12 protein-coding genes are annotated in these 14,701 nt (G+C 64.2%); 9 read left to right on the top strand and 3 right to left on the bottom strand.

Annotated features, from left to right (window positions below; translation table 11 throughout):
- Window positions 1-188: 188 nt before the first annotated feature.
- The 3 genes from WHZ77_RS30775 to WHZ77_RS30765 all read right to left on the bottom strand — a co-directional run bounded on the left by WHZ77_RS30775 (window position 189) and on the right by WHZ77_RS30765 (window position 4,780).
- Entirely contained in the window at window positions 189-1,640 is a 1,452-nt protein-coding gene (locus WHZ77_RS30775) for a D-alanyl-D-alanine carboxypeptidase family protein (protein WP_375311366.1), read from the bottom strand.
- A gap of 191 nt (window positions 1,641-1,831) precedes the next feature.
- The gene (locus WHZ77_RS30770) at window positions 1,832-3,640 is read right to left on the bottom strand and encodes a glucan ABC transporter ATP-binding protein/ permease (RefSeq protein ID WP_375311365.1); all 1,809 of its coding nucleotides are present in this window, start codon (window positions 3,638-3,640) and stop codon (window positions 1,832-1,834) included.
- 90 nt (window positions 3,641-3,730) lie between these two features.
- The gene (locus WHZ77_RS30765) at window positions 3,731-4,780 is read right to left on the bottom strand and encodes an ABC transporter substrate-binding protein (RefSeq protein WP_375311364.1); all 1,050 of its coding nucleotides are present in this window, start codon (window positions 4,778-4,780) and stop codon (window positions 3,731-3,733) included.
- Window positions 4,781-5,008: 228 nt separating this feature from the next.
- Between WHZ77_RS30765 and WHZ77_RS30760 the strand changes: the two genes are divergently transcribed.
- The 9 genes from WHZ77_RS30760 to WHZ77_RS30720 all read left to right on the top strand — a co-directional run bounded on the left by WHZ77_RS30760 (window position 5,009) and on the right by WHZ77_RS30720 (window position 14,373).
- Window positions 5,009-5,377 carry a hypothetical protein gene (locus tag WHZ77_RS30760; protein ID WP_375311363.1) on the top strand — a complete coding sequence of 123 codons (369 nt, stop codon included), beginning with the start codon at window positions 5,009-5,011 and terminating at the stop codon, window positions 5,375-5,377.
- Window positions 5,378-5,494: 117 nt separating this feature from the next.
- Window positions 5,495-5,899 (top strand): phosphoribosyl-ATP diphosphatase, encoded by a 405-nt coding sequence (hisE, locus tag WHZ77_RS30755; RefSeq protein ID WP_375311362.1) that lies wholly within the window; start codon window positions 5,495-5,497, stop codon window positions 5,897-5,899.
- Window positions 5,900-5,944: 45 nt separating this feature from the next.
- Window positions 5,945-6,547, top strand: coding sequence for a YqaA family protein (locus tag WHZ77_RS30750; protein WP_015688913.1), 603 nt, complete (start codon window positions 5,945-5,947; stop codon window positions 6,545-6,547).
- A 48-nt stretch (window positions 6,548-6,595) separates the two neighbouring features.
- Complete coding sequence (locus tag WHZ77_RS30745; protein WP_375311361.1) at window positions 6,596-7,123, top strand: hypothetical protein; 528 nt, start codon at window positions 6,596-6,598, stop codon at window positions 7,121-7,123.
- 36 nt (window positions 7,124-7,159) lie between these two features.
- Window positions 7,160-8,560 (top strand): aspartate ammonia-lyase, encoded by a 1,401-nt coding sequence (locus WHZ77_RS30740; RefSeq protein ID WP_375311360.1) that lies wholly within the window; start codon window positions 7,160-7,162, stop codon window positions 8,558-8,560.
- Between the two features lie 279 nt (window positions 8,561-8,839).
- The gene (locus WHZ77_RS30735; RefSeq protein ID WP_375311359.1) at window positions 8,840-9,808 is read left to right on the top strand and encodes an NAD(P)H-dependent flavin oxidoreductase; all 969 of its coding nucleotides are present in this window, start codon (window positions 8,840-8,842) and stop codon (window positions 9,806-9,808) included.
- Window positions 9,809-9,883: 75 nt separating this feature from the next.
- Window positions 9,884-10,657 (top strand): thioesterase family protein, encoded by a 774-nt coding sequence (locus WHZ77_RS30730; protein WP_375311358.1) that lies wholly within the window; start codon window positions 9,884-9,886, stop codon window positions 10,655-10,657.
- 165 nt (window positions 10,658-10,822) lie between these two features.
- Window positions 10,823-12,322 carry an ATPase domain-containing protein gene (locus tag WHZ77_RS30725; protein WP_375311357.1) on the top strand — a complete coding sequence of 500 codons (1,500 nt, stop codon included), beginning with the start codon at window positions 10,823-10,825 and terminating at the stop codon, window positions 12,320-12,322.
- The gene (locus WHZ77_RS30720; protein ID WP_375311356.1) at window positions 12,319-14,373 is read left to right on the top strand and encodes an ATP-binding protein; all 2,055 of its coding nucleotides are present in this window, start codon (window positions 12,319-12,321) and stop codon (window positions 14,371-14,373) included. Before WHZ77_RS30725 ends, WHZ77_RS30720 begins: the two co-directional genes overlap by 4 nt.
- Window positions 14,374-14,701: the final 328 nt, after the last annotated feature.

The raw sequence follows: 14,701 nt of genomic DNA, 5'->3' as shown, positions 1-14,701 counted from the left end.
ACTCCCCTCTCCTACACCAGAGCCCGTTGTGTCTCGGGCTTGCCCCATTGCCGGCAGTATCGAGCCTGCCGGAACGGGTGGCAAGTCGTGGAGGCTTAAGACAAAGGCCGGGGAGTGGCTACTGGAATCATCGCAAACCGCGCTGCCGCAAGTGCGAAGCGCAGGCTGCGGTTTAATTCCGAGGGGCGTTAACTGCTGTTGGCTGGCTTGGCGGCAGGCTTGGTCGCGGCCTTCGGCTTGGCGGGTTTGGCTGGCTGATCAGCGCTTGCCGCAGGTTTTGCTGCTGCATCCGGCTTGGCCGCGGCATGCTTGGCGCCAGCCGGCTTGGCCGCCTGCTTAGCGCCGGCCTTCGGCTCAGGCTTCACCGCCGCCGGCTTCGCGGCCGCGATCTTGGGCGCCGCGTCTTTCGGCTTGTCTGCGGCATCAGGCTTCTTGGCAACGCGCGACTTCTTGCCACGCGGCTTCGTAACCGTTTGTTGGTCGGCGTCAGCCGCAACCGCCGCGATCAGGGCGGTGCCGGTGCGGGTCGGGCCGGTATAGACCAGCACGGGCTCGGCCGCCGCTGGAGCCGAAGCCATCAGCTCGGAGGCCTTCATCAGGGGCGGCTGCAGCCCGGCCGTGAAGAACGTCACCTGGGCTTCGCCACCGGTGGCGGAGGCCGACCCGGAGGTGCCGCCATTGGCCGCGATCAGGGCGTCGTCGTCGTCGCTCGCCGGCCGCTTGCGATGGCCGCCGCACATGTCGTCGCGCAGGTTCGGCGGCGAGGCGTCGACCGGTACCAGCTTGTCGACGGTGCCGAGCGAGGGGCGGAGCCAGGTGAGATTGTCCTGCCCGAAGCCGCGCTCGAGCAATTGCGCCGCCTTCACCGCGCGCGCGGTGCCGGAGCTGGCGCCGAGCACGACGGCGATCAGCCGGCGGCCGTTGCGCGTGGCCGATGCGACGAGATTGTAGCCCGAGGCGCAGATGAAGCCGGTCTTGAAACCGTCCGCGCCGGGGTAGCGGCCGATCAGCTTATTGAAATTGCCGGTGACGCGCTTGCCGAAACGGATCGCCGGGATGTGCACGAAGTATTCGTATTCCGGCAGGTCGCGCAGGAACGAGCGCGCGAGAATGCCGAGGTCGCGCGCCGAGGTGATCTGACCGTCAGCGGGCAGTCCGTTCGGATTGACGTAGCTCGTCTGCGTCATGCCGAGCTTCTGCGCGGTGTCGTTCATCATCGCGGAGAAGCCGTCGATCGAGCCGCCGACGCCTTCGGCGAGCACCACGGCCATGTCGTTCGCCGACTTGACCATCATCATCTTCAGCGCGTTGTCGACGGTGAGCTGTGTTCCCGGACGGAATCCCATCTTCGAGGGCGACTGCGAGGCGGCCGTCGGCGACACCGTGAGCAGCGTGTCGAGCGTGAGCCTGCCGTCCTTCACCGCCTTCAATGTCACATAGGCGGTCATGATCTTGGTGACGGAGGCCGGATACCACGGGATCGTCGCGTTATCCGCCTGCAACACCTTGCCGCTGTCGGCTTCGATCAGGAGCAGCGCTTCGGCGTTCGCCGCGCGTGGCGCAAGCAGTGCCGCACATGCGAGGGTCGCAGCAAACAGATTGAACAGGGACTTGCGAAGCAGCGGGCGAAGGGCGTGCACTATCCGATTTCCGGTCCTTGGAGACCCGCCTGTTCCCGGACGGCTCTCGTGATCTGATGTTCGGTTCTGAAATCCGGCGCCGCCGCTTGCGGCGTCGCAAACCTATACTGGCTCGTGCGTCGAGAACAGGGGGTTCGGCCGGGTATTCAGCGATGAAATAGGCCGAATTTCGACGGTGCCATGAGGACTTGCTAAGGGGATTTGGCTGCTGTCGCGGCAGCCTCGGCGGCCGTCACGCTGGCCCGTGCATTCGCTTGTGATTGTTCCTGCACCATGAACTGGGCTTTCGCCAGTTCGGCGAAATGGCCGGCTTTGGCGACGAGTTCATCGAAAGTTCCGCTCTCGATCACGCGTCCGTTCTCGAACACCAGGATCCGCGTGGCATTGCGGATGGTGGAGAGGCGGTGGGCGATCACGAAAGTGGTACGGCCCTTCATCACTTCGTCGAGAGCGGCGTTCACCTTGGCCTCGGTCACGGCATCGAGCGCGCTGGTGGCCTCGTCCAAGATCAGGATCGGCGGGTCCTTCAGCAGCGCGCGGGCGATCGACAACCGCTGCCGCTCGCCGCCGGAGAGCATGCGGCCGCGCTCGCCGGCGTTGGTCTGGAAGCCGCCGCTGCGCTCGATGAATTCGAGTGCCTGTGCGCGCTCCGCGGCCTTGCGCATCTCGGCCTCGGTCGCATCCGGCTTGCCGACGCGCAGGTTCTCCTCGATCGAGCGGTTGAACAAGAGCGCTTCCTGGAACACGACGCCGATGTTCCGGCGCAGCGAAGTCAGCGTAACGCCGCGCACGTCCATGCCGTCGATCTTGATGAAGCCGGATTGTGGATCGAAGGCGCGATGCAACAGTGCGATCGCGGTGGATTTGCCGGCACCGGTCGGGCCGACCAGCGCGATGGTCTGGCCAGGCAATGCAGTGAAGGAGAGGTCTTCGATCGCCGGCCGCTTGCCGTCATAGGAAAAGGTCACGTCGTTGAACTCGACGAGGCCGGAGAACCGGCCCGCGTCGATCGCGTCGGAGCGGTCGTGGACCGCGGGTACGGCGTCGAGCACATTGAAAAACTCGCGCAGGCGCGGGGCTTCCATGAATACGTTGTTGATGAAGCTCACGACCTGCTCGAGCTTCTGGATCAGCATCGTCGCGAAGCTCACGAACATCACGATCTCACCGACCGAGGTGAGGCCCTGGTCGTGGAGGGCGATGCCGAGCGAGAAGATCGCGAGCACCGTGATGGTGGTGGAGGCGCGCGTGATCACGGTAACGAGCGCCCACCAGGACAGCACCGGCATCTGCGCGGCCAGCAACTCGTCGGCGACGGAACGCAGCCCCTTCACCTCGGATTCGACGCGAACGAAGCTCTGCACCAGCGCGACGTTGCCGAGCGCGTCAGAAGCGCGGGCGGAGAGCTCGCTATAGTGCTCCTCGACCTGCATCTGCATGCCGAAGGTCTTGCGCACGACGAAGGTCGTCAGCGCCGTGAAGACGACGCAGAGCACGAACAGCAGGACCGCGAGCCGCCAGTTCAGGTAAAGCGACAGCGGCAGCAGCACCACGACTGACAGGATCGCGGCAAAATGCTCACGGAAGAAGCCGAGCCACAGCCGCCACAACGCGTCGGTGCCGTTGAGCATCACCTTCATCAGCCGGCCGGAATGGGTGCCGGAGTGGAAGGTCAGCGGCAGTTGCAGGATGTGCTCGAAATAGTCGGTCAACACCGCCTGGCGCTGACGGTGGGACAGCCGGTCGGCCTGCAGGGCCACAAGTGCGCTGCAGGCGATGGTGAACAGCCCGAACGCGACCCAGGCGATCAGGAATGGCCAGGCCGAACTCGACCCGGCGACCGTCTTGCCCGAGAGCACGTCGACGATTCGGCCGAACAGTACAGGCTCGGCGAACTGCGAGGCGGCCAGCAGCAGATTGGCAAACGCCAGCAGCCAGCCCAGCCGTGCCTCCTTGCCGAGGAGCTCGAGAACGCGGGTGTAAAGGCTGAAAATGGACATGCGTGGACGAACTCGGGCGGATCGAACGAGGTGAGCCGATATTCTAATCAGGGATCGGGCACCAGATACAGCGGAAGCTGTCAGTTTTGCTCAATTGATAAGCCGCCCGGCGACCGGCGGCAGGAACCGGTCGTCGAAGATATCACCCGCCGCCGGCTTCTTGCGGAATTTGAAGTCCTGCGCGATCTGGTCGATCGAGCGCTCCAGGCGCGCCGGGTCGATGCCGCCGAGGCCATTGCGCCTGACCTCGTCGGTCAGGACGTTGTCGACGAGCACGGTGCGCAGGCGTTCAAGCTCCCGATCGCGGTCCCCGTCATCGATGCGGCTTGCGGCCTCGTTTGCCGCGCGCGCCGGCTCTTTGATGCTCGCATTGATGCCGGCGATCAAGGCGCGAACAAAACCCTTCACCGCCTCGGGTCTGGTCGCGGCGAAGGCGGGATTGGCCACCACGGCAAAGCCGTAGGCCTCGCAGCCATAATCGGCAAAGTGCAGCACGACGAGATCGGCACCGGGTACGCCGCGATCGCGCAGGTTCACCGCCGAGAGATAGCTGAAGCCGGCGACGGCATCGACCTGCCCCGCGGACAGGATCGGCTCGCGCACCGCCGCGCTCATCTTGTGGAATTTCACGTTCTGGGTGTTGATGCCGTTCTGCTGCGCCAGCGCCGGCCACAACCGCATTGACAGATCGCCGTCGACAACGCCGACAGTCTTGGCGTCGAGGTCGGGCAGGAGATGGATGCCGCGACTCCTGCGGGCGACGATGGCGTAGGGCGCGCGGTTGAACAGCACGAACACTGCCTTGAGCGGTGCGGCATCGTCCTTGCCGCGAAAGCGAATGAGTTCGTTGATGTCGACGAGCGCGAGCTCGCTGTCGCCCTTGGCGACGCGCGCGAGTGTTTCCGGCGATCCGGCCGCGATGTTGAAGGTCACGTTGAGACGCTCAGTGCCGAAGCCGCCGTCCTTTGCGGCAAGGAAGAACGGCGCCATGCTCGCATCGATCGGACGATCGAAAGTGAAGTGGATCGCAGTGGAGGGGGCGGCGGTCTCGGCGGCCATGACGTCGCGCGTCGTCGGTGCGGCAAGCGAGATTGCAAGGACCAGCAGGCCGCGAAGGACGATCGTCTTGAATCCTGACATGAGCTACGCCGGTCCCGCATTGTTGTGGTTTTGTGACGCTCGCAGCGCCGGCCGGCGATGAGCCTGCGCGCGCCAACATGAACGGCGGATGAGCGGCGGTTGCGTCACGATCACGCAACCCCGTTCAGCTTGTGTTGGGGTTGCGGAACCCAACATGGGCTGCGGGTGTTTGAAAGACATAAGCCTGTCGTCAGGCACCATTCGAGGTCCCAAGGAGGGTCCCAGGACATGTTTAACAGATTTTCGGGATTTGCCGGCCGCAAGGCCGTTATCGCAACTGCCGCATTGCTGGCGCTGAGCGCGGTCGCACCGACTGCCTCTTACGCAGGCGGCCGCCATTGGCATGGCGGCGGTGGTGCGGCCTTTGCCGGCGCGGCGATTGCCGGTGCCATTGGTACCGGACTTGCGATCGCCGCGACCCGCGACGCCTATGCCTATGATGCCCCGGCCTATTATGGCGGCGGTCCCGTCTACTATGATGAAGCTCCGGCCTATTACGGCGGCGGCTCCTATTATGGCCCGCGTCCGTTCCACCGTTGCGGCGGCCCCTATCAGTCTGCGCAGGGCGGCCAGGGCTCGATTGGGTCTTGCTACTAAGTCCGGCTGGCTGGTCCTAACCATAGCGGGCCGTCGCGCTTGCCGCGGCGGTCTGTTTTTTGCTTTATTGCCGCGCGTTAACGCGCTCGCCATTGGTTTAGAGTAGTTTTGAGTACCATGAGTGATTCGCTTGAGCGGCTATATCTGGCTGTGCTCGCGGCCAGAGATCTTGATCCGGCAACCTCGCGTACGGCCCGGCTGTTTCAGCGCGGCCCATCCAAAATGGCGAAGAAGCTGGCAGAGGAGGCGATCGAAGTCGTCATCGATGCCGTCAATGGCGACAGCGATGCCGTGATTCGGGAAAGCGCCGATCTGCTCTACAATCTCACTGTGCTTTGGGCCTCGGCCGGTGTGCGCCCTGAAGACGTCTGGCGCGAAATGGCGCGGCGGGAAGACATGCTCGGGATCGCCGAGAAGCTGCCGAAGTCGCCGATGAAGCTGCCCAAAGTTGCGTCACCGGGCGTAGCCGCCAGGCGGCCAATTGTCGCGCTCGAAGGCCGCGTGGCGCGCAAACGCCACTAGGCGCCACCAGAGCGTCACAAAACTCGCGATGGACAAATCCGCCCCATGGTGCTTCATCGCGGCGCCATGCTGAAACGTATCTACGACTGGTGCATCGACGCCGCTCACAAGCCTTACGCGCTCTGGATCATGGGCGCCGTGGCTTTCGCTGAAAGCTCCTTCTTCCCGGTCCCGCCGGACGTGATGCTGATTCCGATGTCGTTGGCGCGCCCGCAGCGCGCCTGGCTCTATGCTGCAATCTGCACCGCGACGTCCGTCGTGGGCGGCCTGCTCGGCTATGCCATCGGCGCGCTGCTGTTCGACTCGGTGGGCCACTGGCTGATCCAGGTCTATGGCCTCGGCGACAAGGTCGACGCTTTCCGCGCCTCCTACGCGGAGTGGGGCGCGGTGATCATCCTGCTCAAGGGGCTGACGCCGATCCCCTACAAGCTCGTCACCATCACTTCGGGTTTCGCCGGCTACAATATCGGACTGTTCATCCTGTGCTCGATCGTTGCGCGCGGTGGACGTTTCTTCATCGTGGCGATCCTGCTCAATCGCTATGGCGACTGGATCCGGGTCAGGATCGAGAAGCATCTCGGATTGTGGGTCGCGCTCGGCGCCGCCGTGCTGGTGCTGGGCTTTGTCATTGCAATCAAGTTGATCTAGCGCTGCGGCGGCTTTGCCGCGGCGCCCGCTTCGGCTACGGTTGCCGTCATGATGGTTCGATCCGGCAGTCCGGTCCTGCGACTGGGGACGCTGATATTCGCGGTGCTTTCGCTCCTGCTCGGTGCTGGCGGGACGGCATGGCCGCAATCCGCGCCGCCGTCGCTCGGCGTGCAGGAGCAGGCCCCGCAGGCGCCGCCGCCCTCGACGCCCGCCCCACCGGTTCGCGAGGAAAATCCCGGGCTGATCAACGAAATGGGCAAGCTGTTCGACAAGCTGCCCTCGATCCTGCCGCCGATCAAAAGCCCGAGCGAGACCATGAACGACCTGTCGCGCCTGGCGAAGCCATCTACCATGGTGTCGGGGCGCATGGCCTGTCCGGCGTCGTCAAACGGCGCGCCCGATTGCAAGCAGGCCGCCGACCAGCTTTGCCAGAGCAAGGGCTACAAGGAAGGCAAGAGCCTGAACGCCGACTCCGCAGAGAAATGCTCGGCCAAGGTTCTCATTCCGGGCAGGCAACGCAAGCCGGACGACTGCCGCACCGACACTTTCGTGACAAGCGCGCTGTGCCAGAACTGAAGCGATGACGCCGCGCACCAGCAACAAGGAGCGCCCATGAGCCGCACGGAGCAGGACTTCCTCGGACAGCGTGAGATCGCCGACGACATCTACTACGGCGTCCAGACCATCCGCGGGAAGGAGAACTTCCACATCACCGGCATTCCGATGAACCAGGAGCCTTACTTCGTGAAGGCGCTCGGTTACGTCAAGAAGGCCGCGGCGATGGCCAACCGCGACCTCGGCGCGGTCGACGCCAAGGTCGCGGACGCGATCATCCTCGGCTGCGACCGCGTCATTGCCGGCGACATGATGGATCAGTTCGTCACCGACTTCATCCAGGGCGGCGCCGGCACCTCCACCAACATGAACGCCAACGAGGTGATCGCCAATCTCGCGCTGGAATCGCTCGGCTTCAAGAAGGGTGACTACCAGCACGTCAGTCCCAACGATCATGTGAACTACGGCCAGTCCACCAACGACACCTATCCGACCGCCTTTCGGCTCGCGCTGATCCTGCGGCTCGAAAGCTACATGACGGCGTTGCGGCAGCTCCAGGAGGCGTTCTTCGCCAAGGGCCGCGAGTTCGATCGCGTGCTGAAGATGGGCCGTACGCATCTCCAGGACGCCGTGCCGATGTCGCTCGGCGCGGAATTCCGGGGATGGGGCACCACCATGGGCGAGGAGGTCGATCGCATCTCCGAGGCACGGACGCTGCTGCGCGAGATCAATCTCGGCGCCACCGCGATCGGCACCTCCGTCACAGCGGCGCACGGCTATCCCAAGCTCGCCGTCAGTCATCTCAGTGCGCTGACCGGCGTCGATTTCATTCTCGCCGGTGACCTGGTCGAGGCGACCTCGGACACCGGCGCCTATGTGCAACTCTCCGGCGTGCTCAAGCGCACCGCGAGCAAGCTGACGAAGATATGCAACGACATCCGCCTGCTCGCCTCCGGCCCGCGCGCCGGCTTCAACGAGATCAACCTGCCGCAATTGCAGCCGGGCTCGTCGATCATGCCGGGCAAGGTCAATCCCGTGATCCCCGAGGTCGTCAACCAGACCAGCTTCCTCGTCATCGGGCTCGACACCACGGTGACGCTGGCAGCCAGCGCCGGCCAGCTGCAGCTCAACGTGATGGAGCCGGTGATCTCGTTCGCGCTGTTCTTCTCGATCCGCACCATGGAGCGTGCCGTCAACAGCCTGCGCGAGAACTGTGTGGTCGGCATCACCGCCAATGAGGAGCACACCCGCAACATGGTGCTGAACTCGCTCGGCATCGTCACCGTGCTGAAGCCTCTGCTCGGCTACAAGCAATGCGCCGAGATCGCGCGCGAGGGCTACAAGAGCGGCAAGTCGCTGCACCAGATCGTGGTGGTCGAGCGCAAGCTGCTGACGCAGGAGAAGTGGGACGAGATGTTCTCGTTCGAGCGGCTGATCAATCCGGATCTGATTGGGTAGGCGCGGTCTCTCCCGTCATTCCGGGGCGCGCGTAGCGCGAGCTATGATGCGCAATTGCGCATCCGAGAATCCATTTCGCCATTTGCGCTGTAGCCCGATGGATTCCGGGCACGACGCTGCGCGTCGCCCCGGAATGACGGAAGGGGAATTCCGTGCGTTGGAATTGTCGGAACGGTGGCTGCGGACCGGCGTCAAAACGCAATACTTGACAGTGGAAAGATTGCCTTGTTGGTATGGCTCCCAACTTCAGTTTGACCGCCAATAGAGGATCGTTCCGCAATGTCCATGCCTGCCCTGTTCAAGGGGCGCCTGTCGATCCCGGTGATCGGCTCGCCGCTCTTCATCATCTCGGTGCCTGATCTGGTGATCGCGCAGTGCAAGGCGGGTGTGGTCGGCTCGTTCCCGTCGCTGAACGCGCGGCCGCCGGAGCTGCTCGACGAGTGGCTGGCACGGATCACCGAGGAGCTTGCGGCCTATGACCGTGCCCATCCCGACAAGCCTTCGGCGCCGTTCGCGGTCAACCAGATCGTGCACAAGTCGAACAATCGGCTCGATCACGACATGCAGCTCTGCGCCAAGTACAAGGTGCCGATGGTCATCTCCTCGCTCGGCGCACGCGAAGAGCTGAACCAGGCGGTGCACGGCTGGGGCGGCATCGTCCTCCACGACGTGATCAACCAGAAATTCGCGCACAAGGCGATCGAGAAGGGCGCCGACGGCCTGATCCTGGTCGCGGCCGGCGCCGGCGGCCATGCCGGCACCATCTCGCCGCTGGCTTTCGTTGCCGAAACACGAAAGTGGTTCGACGGTCCGATCGCGCTGTCCGGCGCCATCGGCAACGGCAGGGCGATCCGCGCCGCGCGCATTCTCGGCGCCGACTTCGCCTATATCGGCTCGGCCTTCATTGCCACCAAGGAAGCCAACGCGGTCGAGAAGTACAAGGAGATGATCGCAGGCTCGACGGCCGACGACATCGTCTACTCCAACCTCTTCACCGGCGTGCATGGCAATTACCTGAAGCCCTCGATCCTTGCCGCCGGCATGGACCCCGAGAACCTTCCGACCTCGGATCCCTCCAAGATGAACTTCGGCACCGACGCCTCCGGCGAGCGTGCCAAGCCGAAGGCGTGGAAGGAGATATGGGGCTCGGGCCAGGGCATCGGCAGCGTGGACAAGGTCTTGCCCGCCGCAGAGCTTATCGCGCGCTTCAAGAAGGAATACGACGAGGCGATTGACCCGCCGTTGTAGTCTTGGTGGCCCGGACGCGCCGCAGCTTGCGACGCTGCTGCGTCCGGGAATGCCAGCCGAGAGATCGAGCAGAACATGACCCCCATCTACCGTGTCGACGGAAACAACGTCGTCACCAGCCCTGACGCCGCGGGACCCTGGGACCATCGTATGCAGCACGGCTCGGCGCCGGCCTCGCTGGTGACGTGGGCGGCCGAGCGCATTCCGACACCGGTGCCGATGAACATTGCGCGCGTCACCATCGACCTGATGCGCCCGGTCCCGGTGGCGCCGCTGACCATCGTAACAGGTGTTTTGCGCGAGGGCCGCAAGATCCAGCTCTGTGAAATCAAGCTGCTCGCCGACGGCGTGCAGGTGGTCGGTGCCACCGTACTGAAGATCAAGCGCCAGGCCTTGAGTCTGCCCGACGACGTCGCGGAGTTGCCGGTGACGCTGCCCTCGCCGGAGGACTCGCTCGTCGAGGACGGTCATGCCGCCACCAGTCCGTTCGTGCGATCGGTTTCGATGCGCGCCGCGCGCGGTCGCTTCGGCAAGGCCGGTGCCGGTGCGATCTGGTTTCGCGTCGATCACCCGCTGATCGAGGGCGAGGCGCTCTCGCAGGCGATGCGCGCCGTAGTCGCCGCCGACTTTTCCAACGGCACGGCTTCGACGCTCGACTTCCGAGCCTGGACCTTCATCAACGCCGACCTGACCGTGAACTTTGCGCGTCAGCCGGTCGGCGAGTGGATCCTGCTCGACGGCGAATCCTGGATCGGCCCCGACGGCGCGGGCCTCGCGATGTCGCGGCTGGCGGATCGGCAGGGCTACTTTGGCCGCGCGGTGCAGAGCCTCGTCATCGAGAAGCGATAGCGCCATTCCTGTCGGCAGCCGTCTTCGCCGGCGCGGTGCTGGATCGGTTCCCATTGTCGGGCCACCATTCGGAAATGGCCGTCTGTCCGCCCTGCATGGATCGTGACGGCCCCGGCCCGGAACCGATTGTTCCCTTCCCGGTTTTATTTTCCCTAGAGGGAAAATATGGCTTCGATTAGGGAATTTTCAGGAAGGGCCCAGACTGGTGTTTGGGGCCTGGACAACATCCTGTCCGGCGGATTGTCGCGCGGGCACGTGTTCCTTGTGGAAGGCGCGCCCGGTACGGGCAAGACGACGGTGGCGCTGCAATTCCTGCAGGAAGGCACCAAGGCCGGCGAGCGATGCCTGTACATCACCTTGTCTGAGACCGAGCGCGAGTTGCGCGATGGTGCGGCTTCGCACGGCTGGACCCTGGACGAGGGGATCACCGTTTTCGAACTTCTGCCCCCTGAGAGCCTGCTCGATTCTGAACAGCAGCAGAGCCTTCTCTACTCCTCCGATCTCGAGCTCGGCGAGACGACCAAGCAGATCTTCGAGGCAGTCGATCGGATCAAGCCGCACCGCGTCGTGCTCGACAGTCTATCCGAAATCCGGCTTCTTGCCCAAAGTTCGCTGCGGTATCGCCGCCAGATCCTTGCCATCAAGCACTTTTTCTCGAGGTTCAACACCACGGTGATGCTGCTCGACGATCTCACGGCTGATGTCGCCGACAAGACCGTCCACAGCGTCGCGCATGCGGTTCTGCGCCTCGAAGAGCTCGCTCCGGACTATGGCGCGGAGCGTCGCCGCGTGCGCGTCATCAAGTATCGCGGCACGAAGTTTCGCGGCGGTTACCACGATGCAACCATCACCACCGGCGGCCTGAACGTGTTTCCGAGGCTCGTTGCTTCCGAGCACCGCGCCGATTTGCGGCGCACCACGTTTTCCAGCGGCATCGCAGGCTTCGACCGATTGCTGGGCGGCGGCGTGGAATCGGGATCGAGCACGCTCGTTCTCGGACCATCCGGTACGGGCAAATCGTTGATCGCGATCGTGTTCGCCGTCGCGGCGGTGGCGCGGGGAGAGAAAGCGGCGCTGTTCGTGTTCGACGAGGAGCTCGGTCTGCTGTTCTCGCGGATGAAGGGCATCGGGATCGATCTCGACGCGCTGCGACGGAACGGCAGTCTTGCGATCGAACAGGTCGACGCAGCCGAACTCTCGCCGGGGGAATTCGCTCATATGGTCCGCAAGCGAGTGGACGAGGAGGGCATCAAGGCCGTCGTGATCGACAGTCTCAATGGCTATCAAGCCGCCATGCCCCAGGAAAATTCGCTCATCCTCCACATGCACGAACTCCTGCAGTACCTCAATCGCCGCGGTGCCGCGACATTCATGACTGTGGCCCAGCACGGCCTCGTCGGTGACATGAAGGCGCCGGTCGACGTCACCTATCTCGCCGATACGGTCATCCTGCTGCGCTATTTCGAAGCGCTGGGCAGCGTGCGGCGTGCGATATCCGTGATCAAGAAGCGGATGGGCCAGCACGAATCGACCATTCGCGAGTTCCGCATCAGCAGCCGCGGTCTGGCCATCGGTGAGCCGCTGGAGGAATTCCAGGGCGTGTTGCGCGGCGTGCCTGTCTACATGGGCGATACGAGGCCTCTGCTGCGGGAGCCCGGTGCGTGAGGCCGGGCGACACGTCCGAACGTGCCGTTGTCCTTGCTCCGACGGGCCGCGACGCAAATGTCGCCGCGAGCCTGATCCGTGAAGCGGGGTTCGTCGCCGACATCTGCACCGACCTCGATGCGCTCGTGCGCGAGATGGCGGCCGGCGCGGGGCTCGCCATCATCGCCAACGAAGCCGTGAAGACCGCCGACTTGCGCAGTCTGGTCAGGTGGCTGAACGAACAGCCCTCATGGTCGGACTTTCCGATCGTGCTGCTGACACGCCAGGGCGGCGGGCCGGAGCGGAATCCCGACGCCATGCGGCTCGGTCTGGCGCTGGGAAACGTCACCTTCATCGAGCGTCCATTTCATCCGACCACGCTGGTGAGCGTGGTGGGATCCGCCCTCAGAGGGCGCCGCCGGCAGTACCAGTCGCGCGCGATCCTGGAGACCCTCACCGAGAGCGAAGGCCTGCTGCAAACGGCATTGAGCGCTGGTCAGCTCGGCGCTCTGGAGCTGCAACTCCCGTCGTTGATGCTCGAAGCCTCGAACACCTGCAAGCTCTTCTTCGGGCGACGATCCGAACAGGAGTTCTCCTACCAGGATTTGGTCGATTCCGTGCACCCGGACGATCGCGCCAGACGGCAGGCCGTGTTCGACCGCGCCGTCGCCAGCGGTAGCGATTACAGCATCGAATATCGAAACATCTGGCCTGACGGCTCCCAGCACTGGGTCGATATCAGGGCCCGGCCTGTGTTTCGGCCCGACGGCAGCGTGCAATCGCTGGTCGGGGTGTGCTCCGACATCACCGCGCGCAAGGTCGCCGAGATCGAGCGTGAAAACCTGCTGGCCCAGCTTGCTGCGGAGCGGACCGCGCTCGCCGAACTCACGGCCACGCTCGAGCAGCGCGTCGAGCAACGGACCGCGGATCTGATGAACGAGGTTGCCGCGCGCGAAAAAGCCCAGGATCAATTGCGGCAGGCCCAGAAAATGGAGACAATCGGTCAGTTGACCGGCGGCGTTGCGCACGACTTCAACAATCTGTTGATGGCCGTCATGGGCAATCTCGATCTGTTGCGCAAGCGCATACCGGACGACCCGCGCCTGCGCCGGCTGATCGACGGCGCGTTGCAGGGGGCGGAACGAGGCGCCTCGTTGACGCAACGCCTGCTGGCGTTCGCCCGTCAGCAGGATCTGCGGGCGGAGGCGGTCGATCTCGGCACGTTGATCAGGGGGATGAGCGACCTGCTCGAGCGCTCGCTCGGTCCCCGGGTCGAGCTGCGTCTGGACGTTCCCGATCGCCTGCCACCGGCACGAGCCGACTCCAACCAGCTTGAACTCGCGATCTTGAACCTCGCCATCAATGCGCGTGATGCGATGCCCGATGGAGGCTCGATCGAAATCCGCATCCGCGACGAACAGGTGGATGAAGAGGCGCGGCTGCCGCCGGGTCACTATCTGGCGCTATCCGTGATCGACAATGGCGCAGGCATGTCGCCGGAGACGTTGAAGCGGGCCGTGGAGCCGTTCTTTTCCTCCAAGCCCCTTGGCAAAGGAACCGGACTTGGCCTCTCGATGGTGCATGGTCTTGCCGTGCAGCTGGGCGGTGCCCTTCAGCTGTCCAGCAAGGTCGGAGTTGGCACCACGGCGACCCTCATTCTTCCGGTCGCCACCCAGCTTCCGAAAGCGGAGGTGCCGATCCCGGTGCAGCGACAGGCCGGTCGATCCGCCGTCATCCTGTTCGTCGACGACGATCCGCTGATCGCGATGTCGACCACGGAAATGCTCGAGGATCTCGGTCATCGCGTCATCGGCGTCAGCTCGGCGCGTCACGCCCTCGATGTCATCCGAAGCGACCAGCCGATCGATCTCATGGTGACCGATCACGTCATGCCCGGCATGACGGGGCTCGAACTGGCGGCCGCCTCGCGTCAGTTGCGACCGTCACTGCCGATTCTGCTGGCCACTGGATATGCCGAGCTGCCAGAGGGGTCTCAACTCGATCTGCCGCGACTGGCCAAGCCCTATCACCAGGATCAGCTTCGCGATCGCCTCGATCAGATGCTTGGCTGAAAGGTCGGCGCGGAAAGCATCGGCGACCCCACTTGAACGGCAGGCTTCCGCCGCCGCGGAAGTGATGCTTGGTCGCGAGCCTCGTCTTGCCTCGAGGTCTCTTGTTCGACGCAGGCATCCTGCCTGTTCAGATGCCGTAGAAGATCTTGATCTCCCACAACACGACAATGATCGCCGTGATCAACGTGACCGCGGCCACTGCACTTTCCAGGGAAGCGACTCTCATCTCACTCTCCGCTTCCCAGCCCCGATAACGCTCTAGTTGATTCCTCGATTCGCCGGCAATTGTGCGAGCAGTGCCCGCGCGCACTTCTGTGGCGCGTTGTGG

This window comes from Bradyrhizobium sp. A5, assembly GCF_042076515.1.
Taxonomy (GTDB): domain Bacteria; phylum Pseudomonadota; class Alphaproteobacteria; order Rhizobiales; family Xanthobacteraceae; genus Bradyrhizobium; species Bradyrhizobium cosmicum.
The sequence above is the reverse complement of the archived record's forward strand: the minus strand, read 5'-3'. Positions and strand labels throughout refer to the sequence as shown.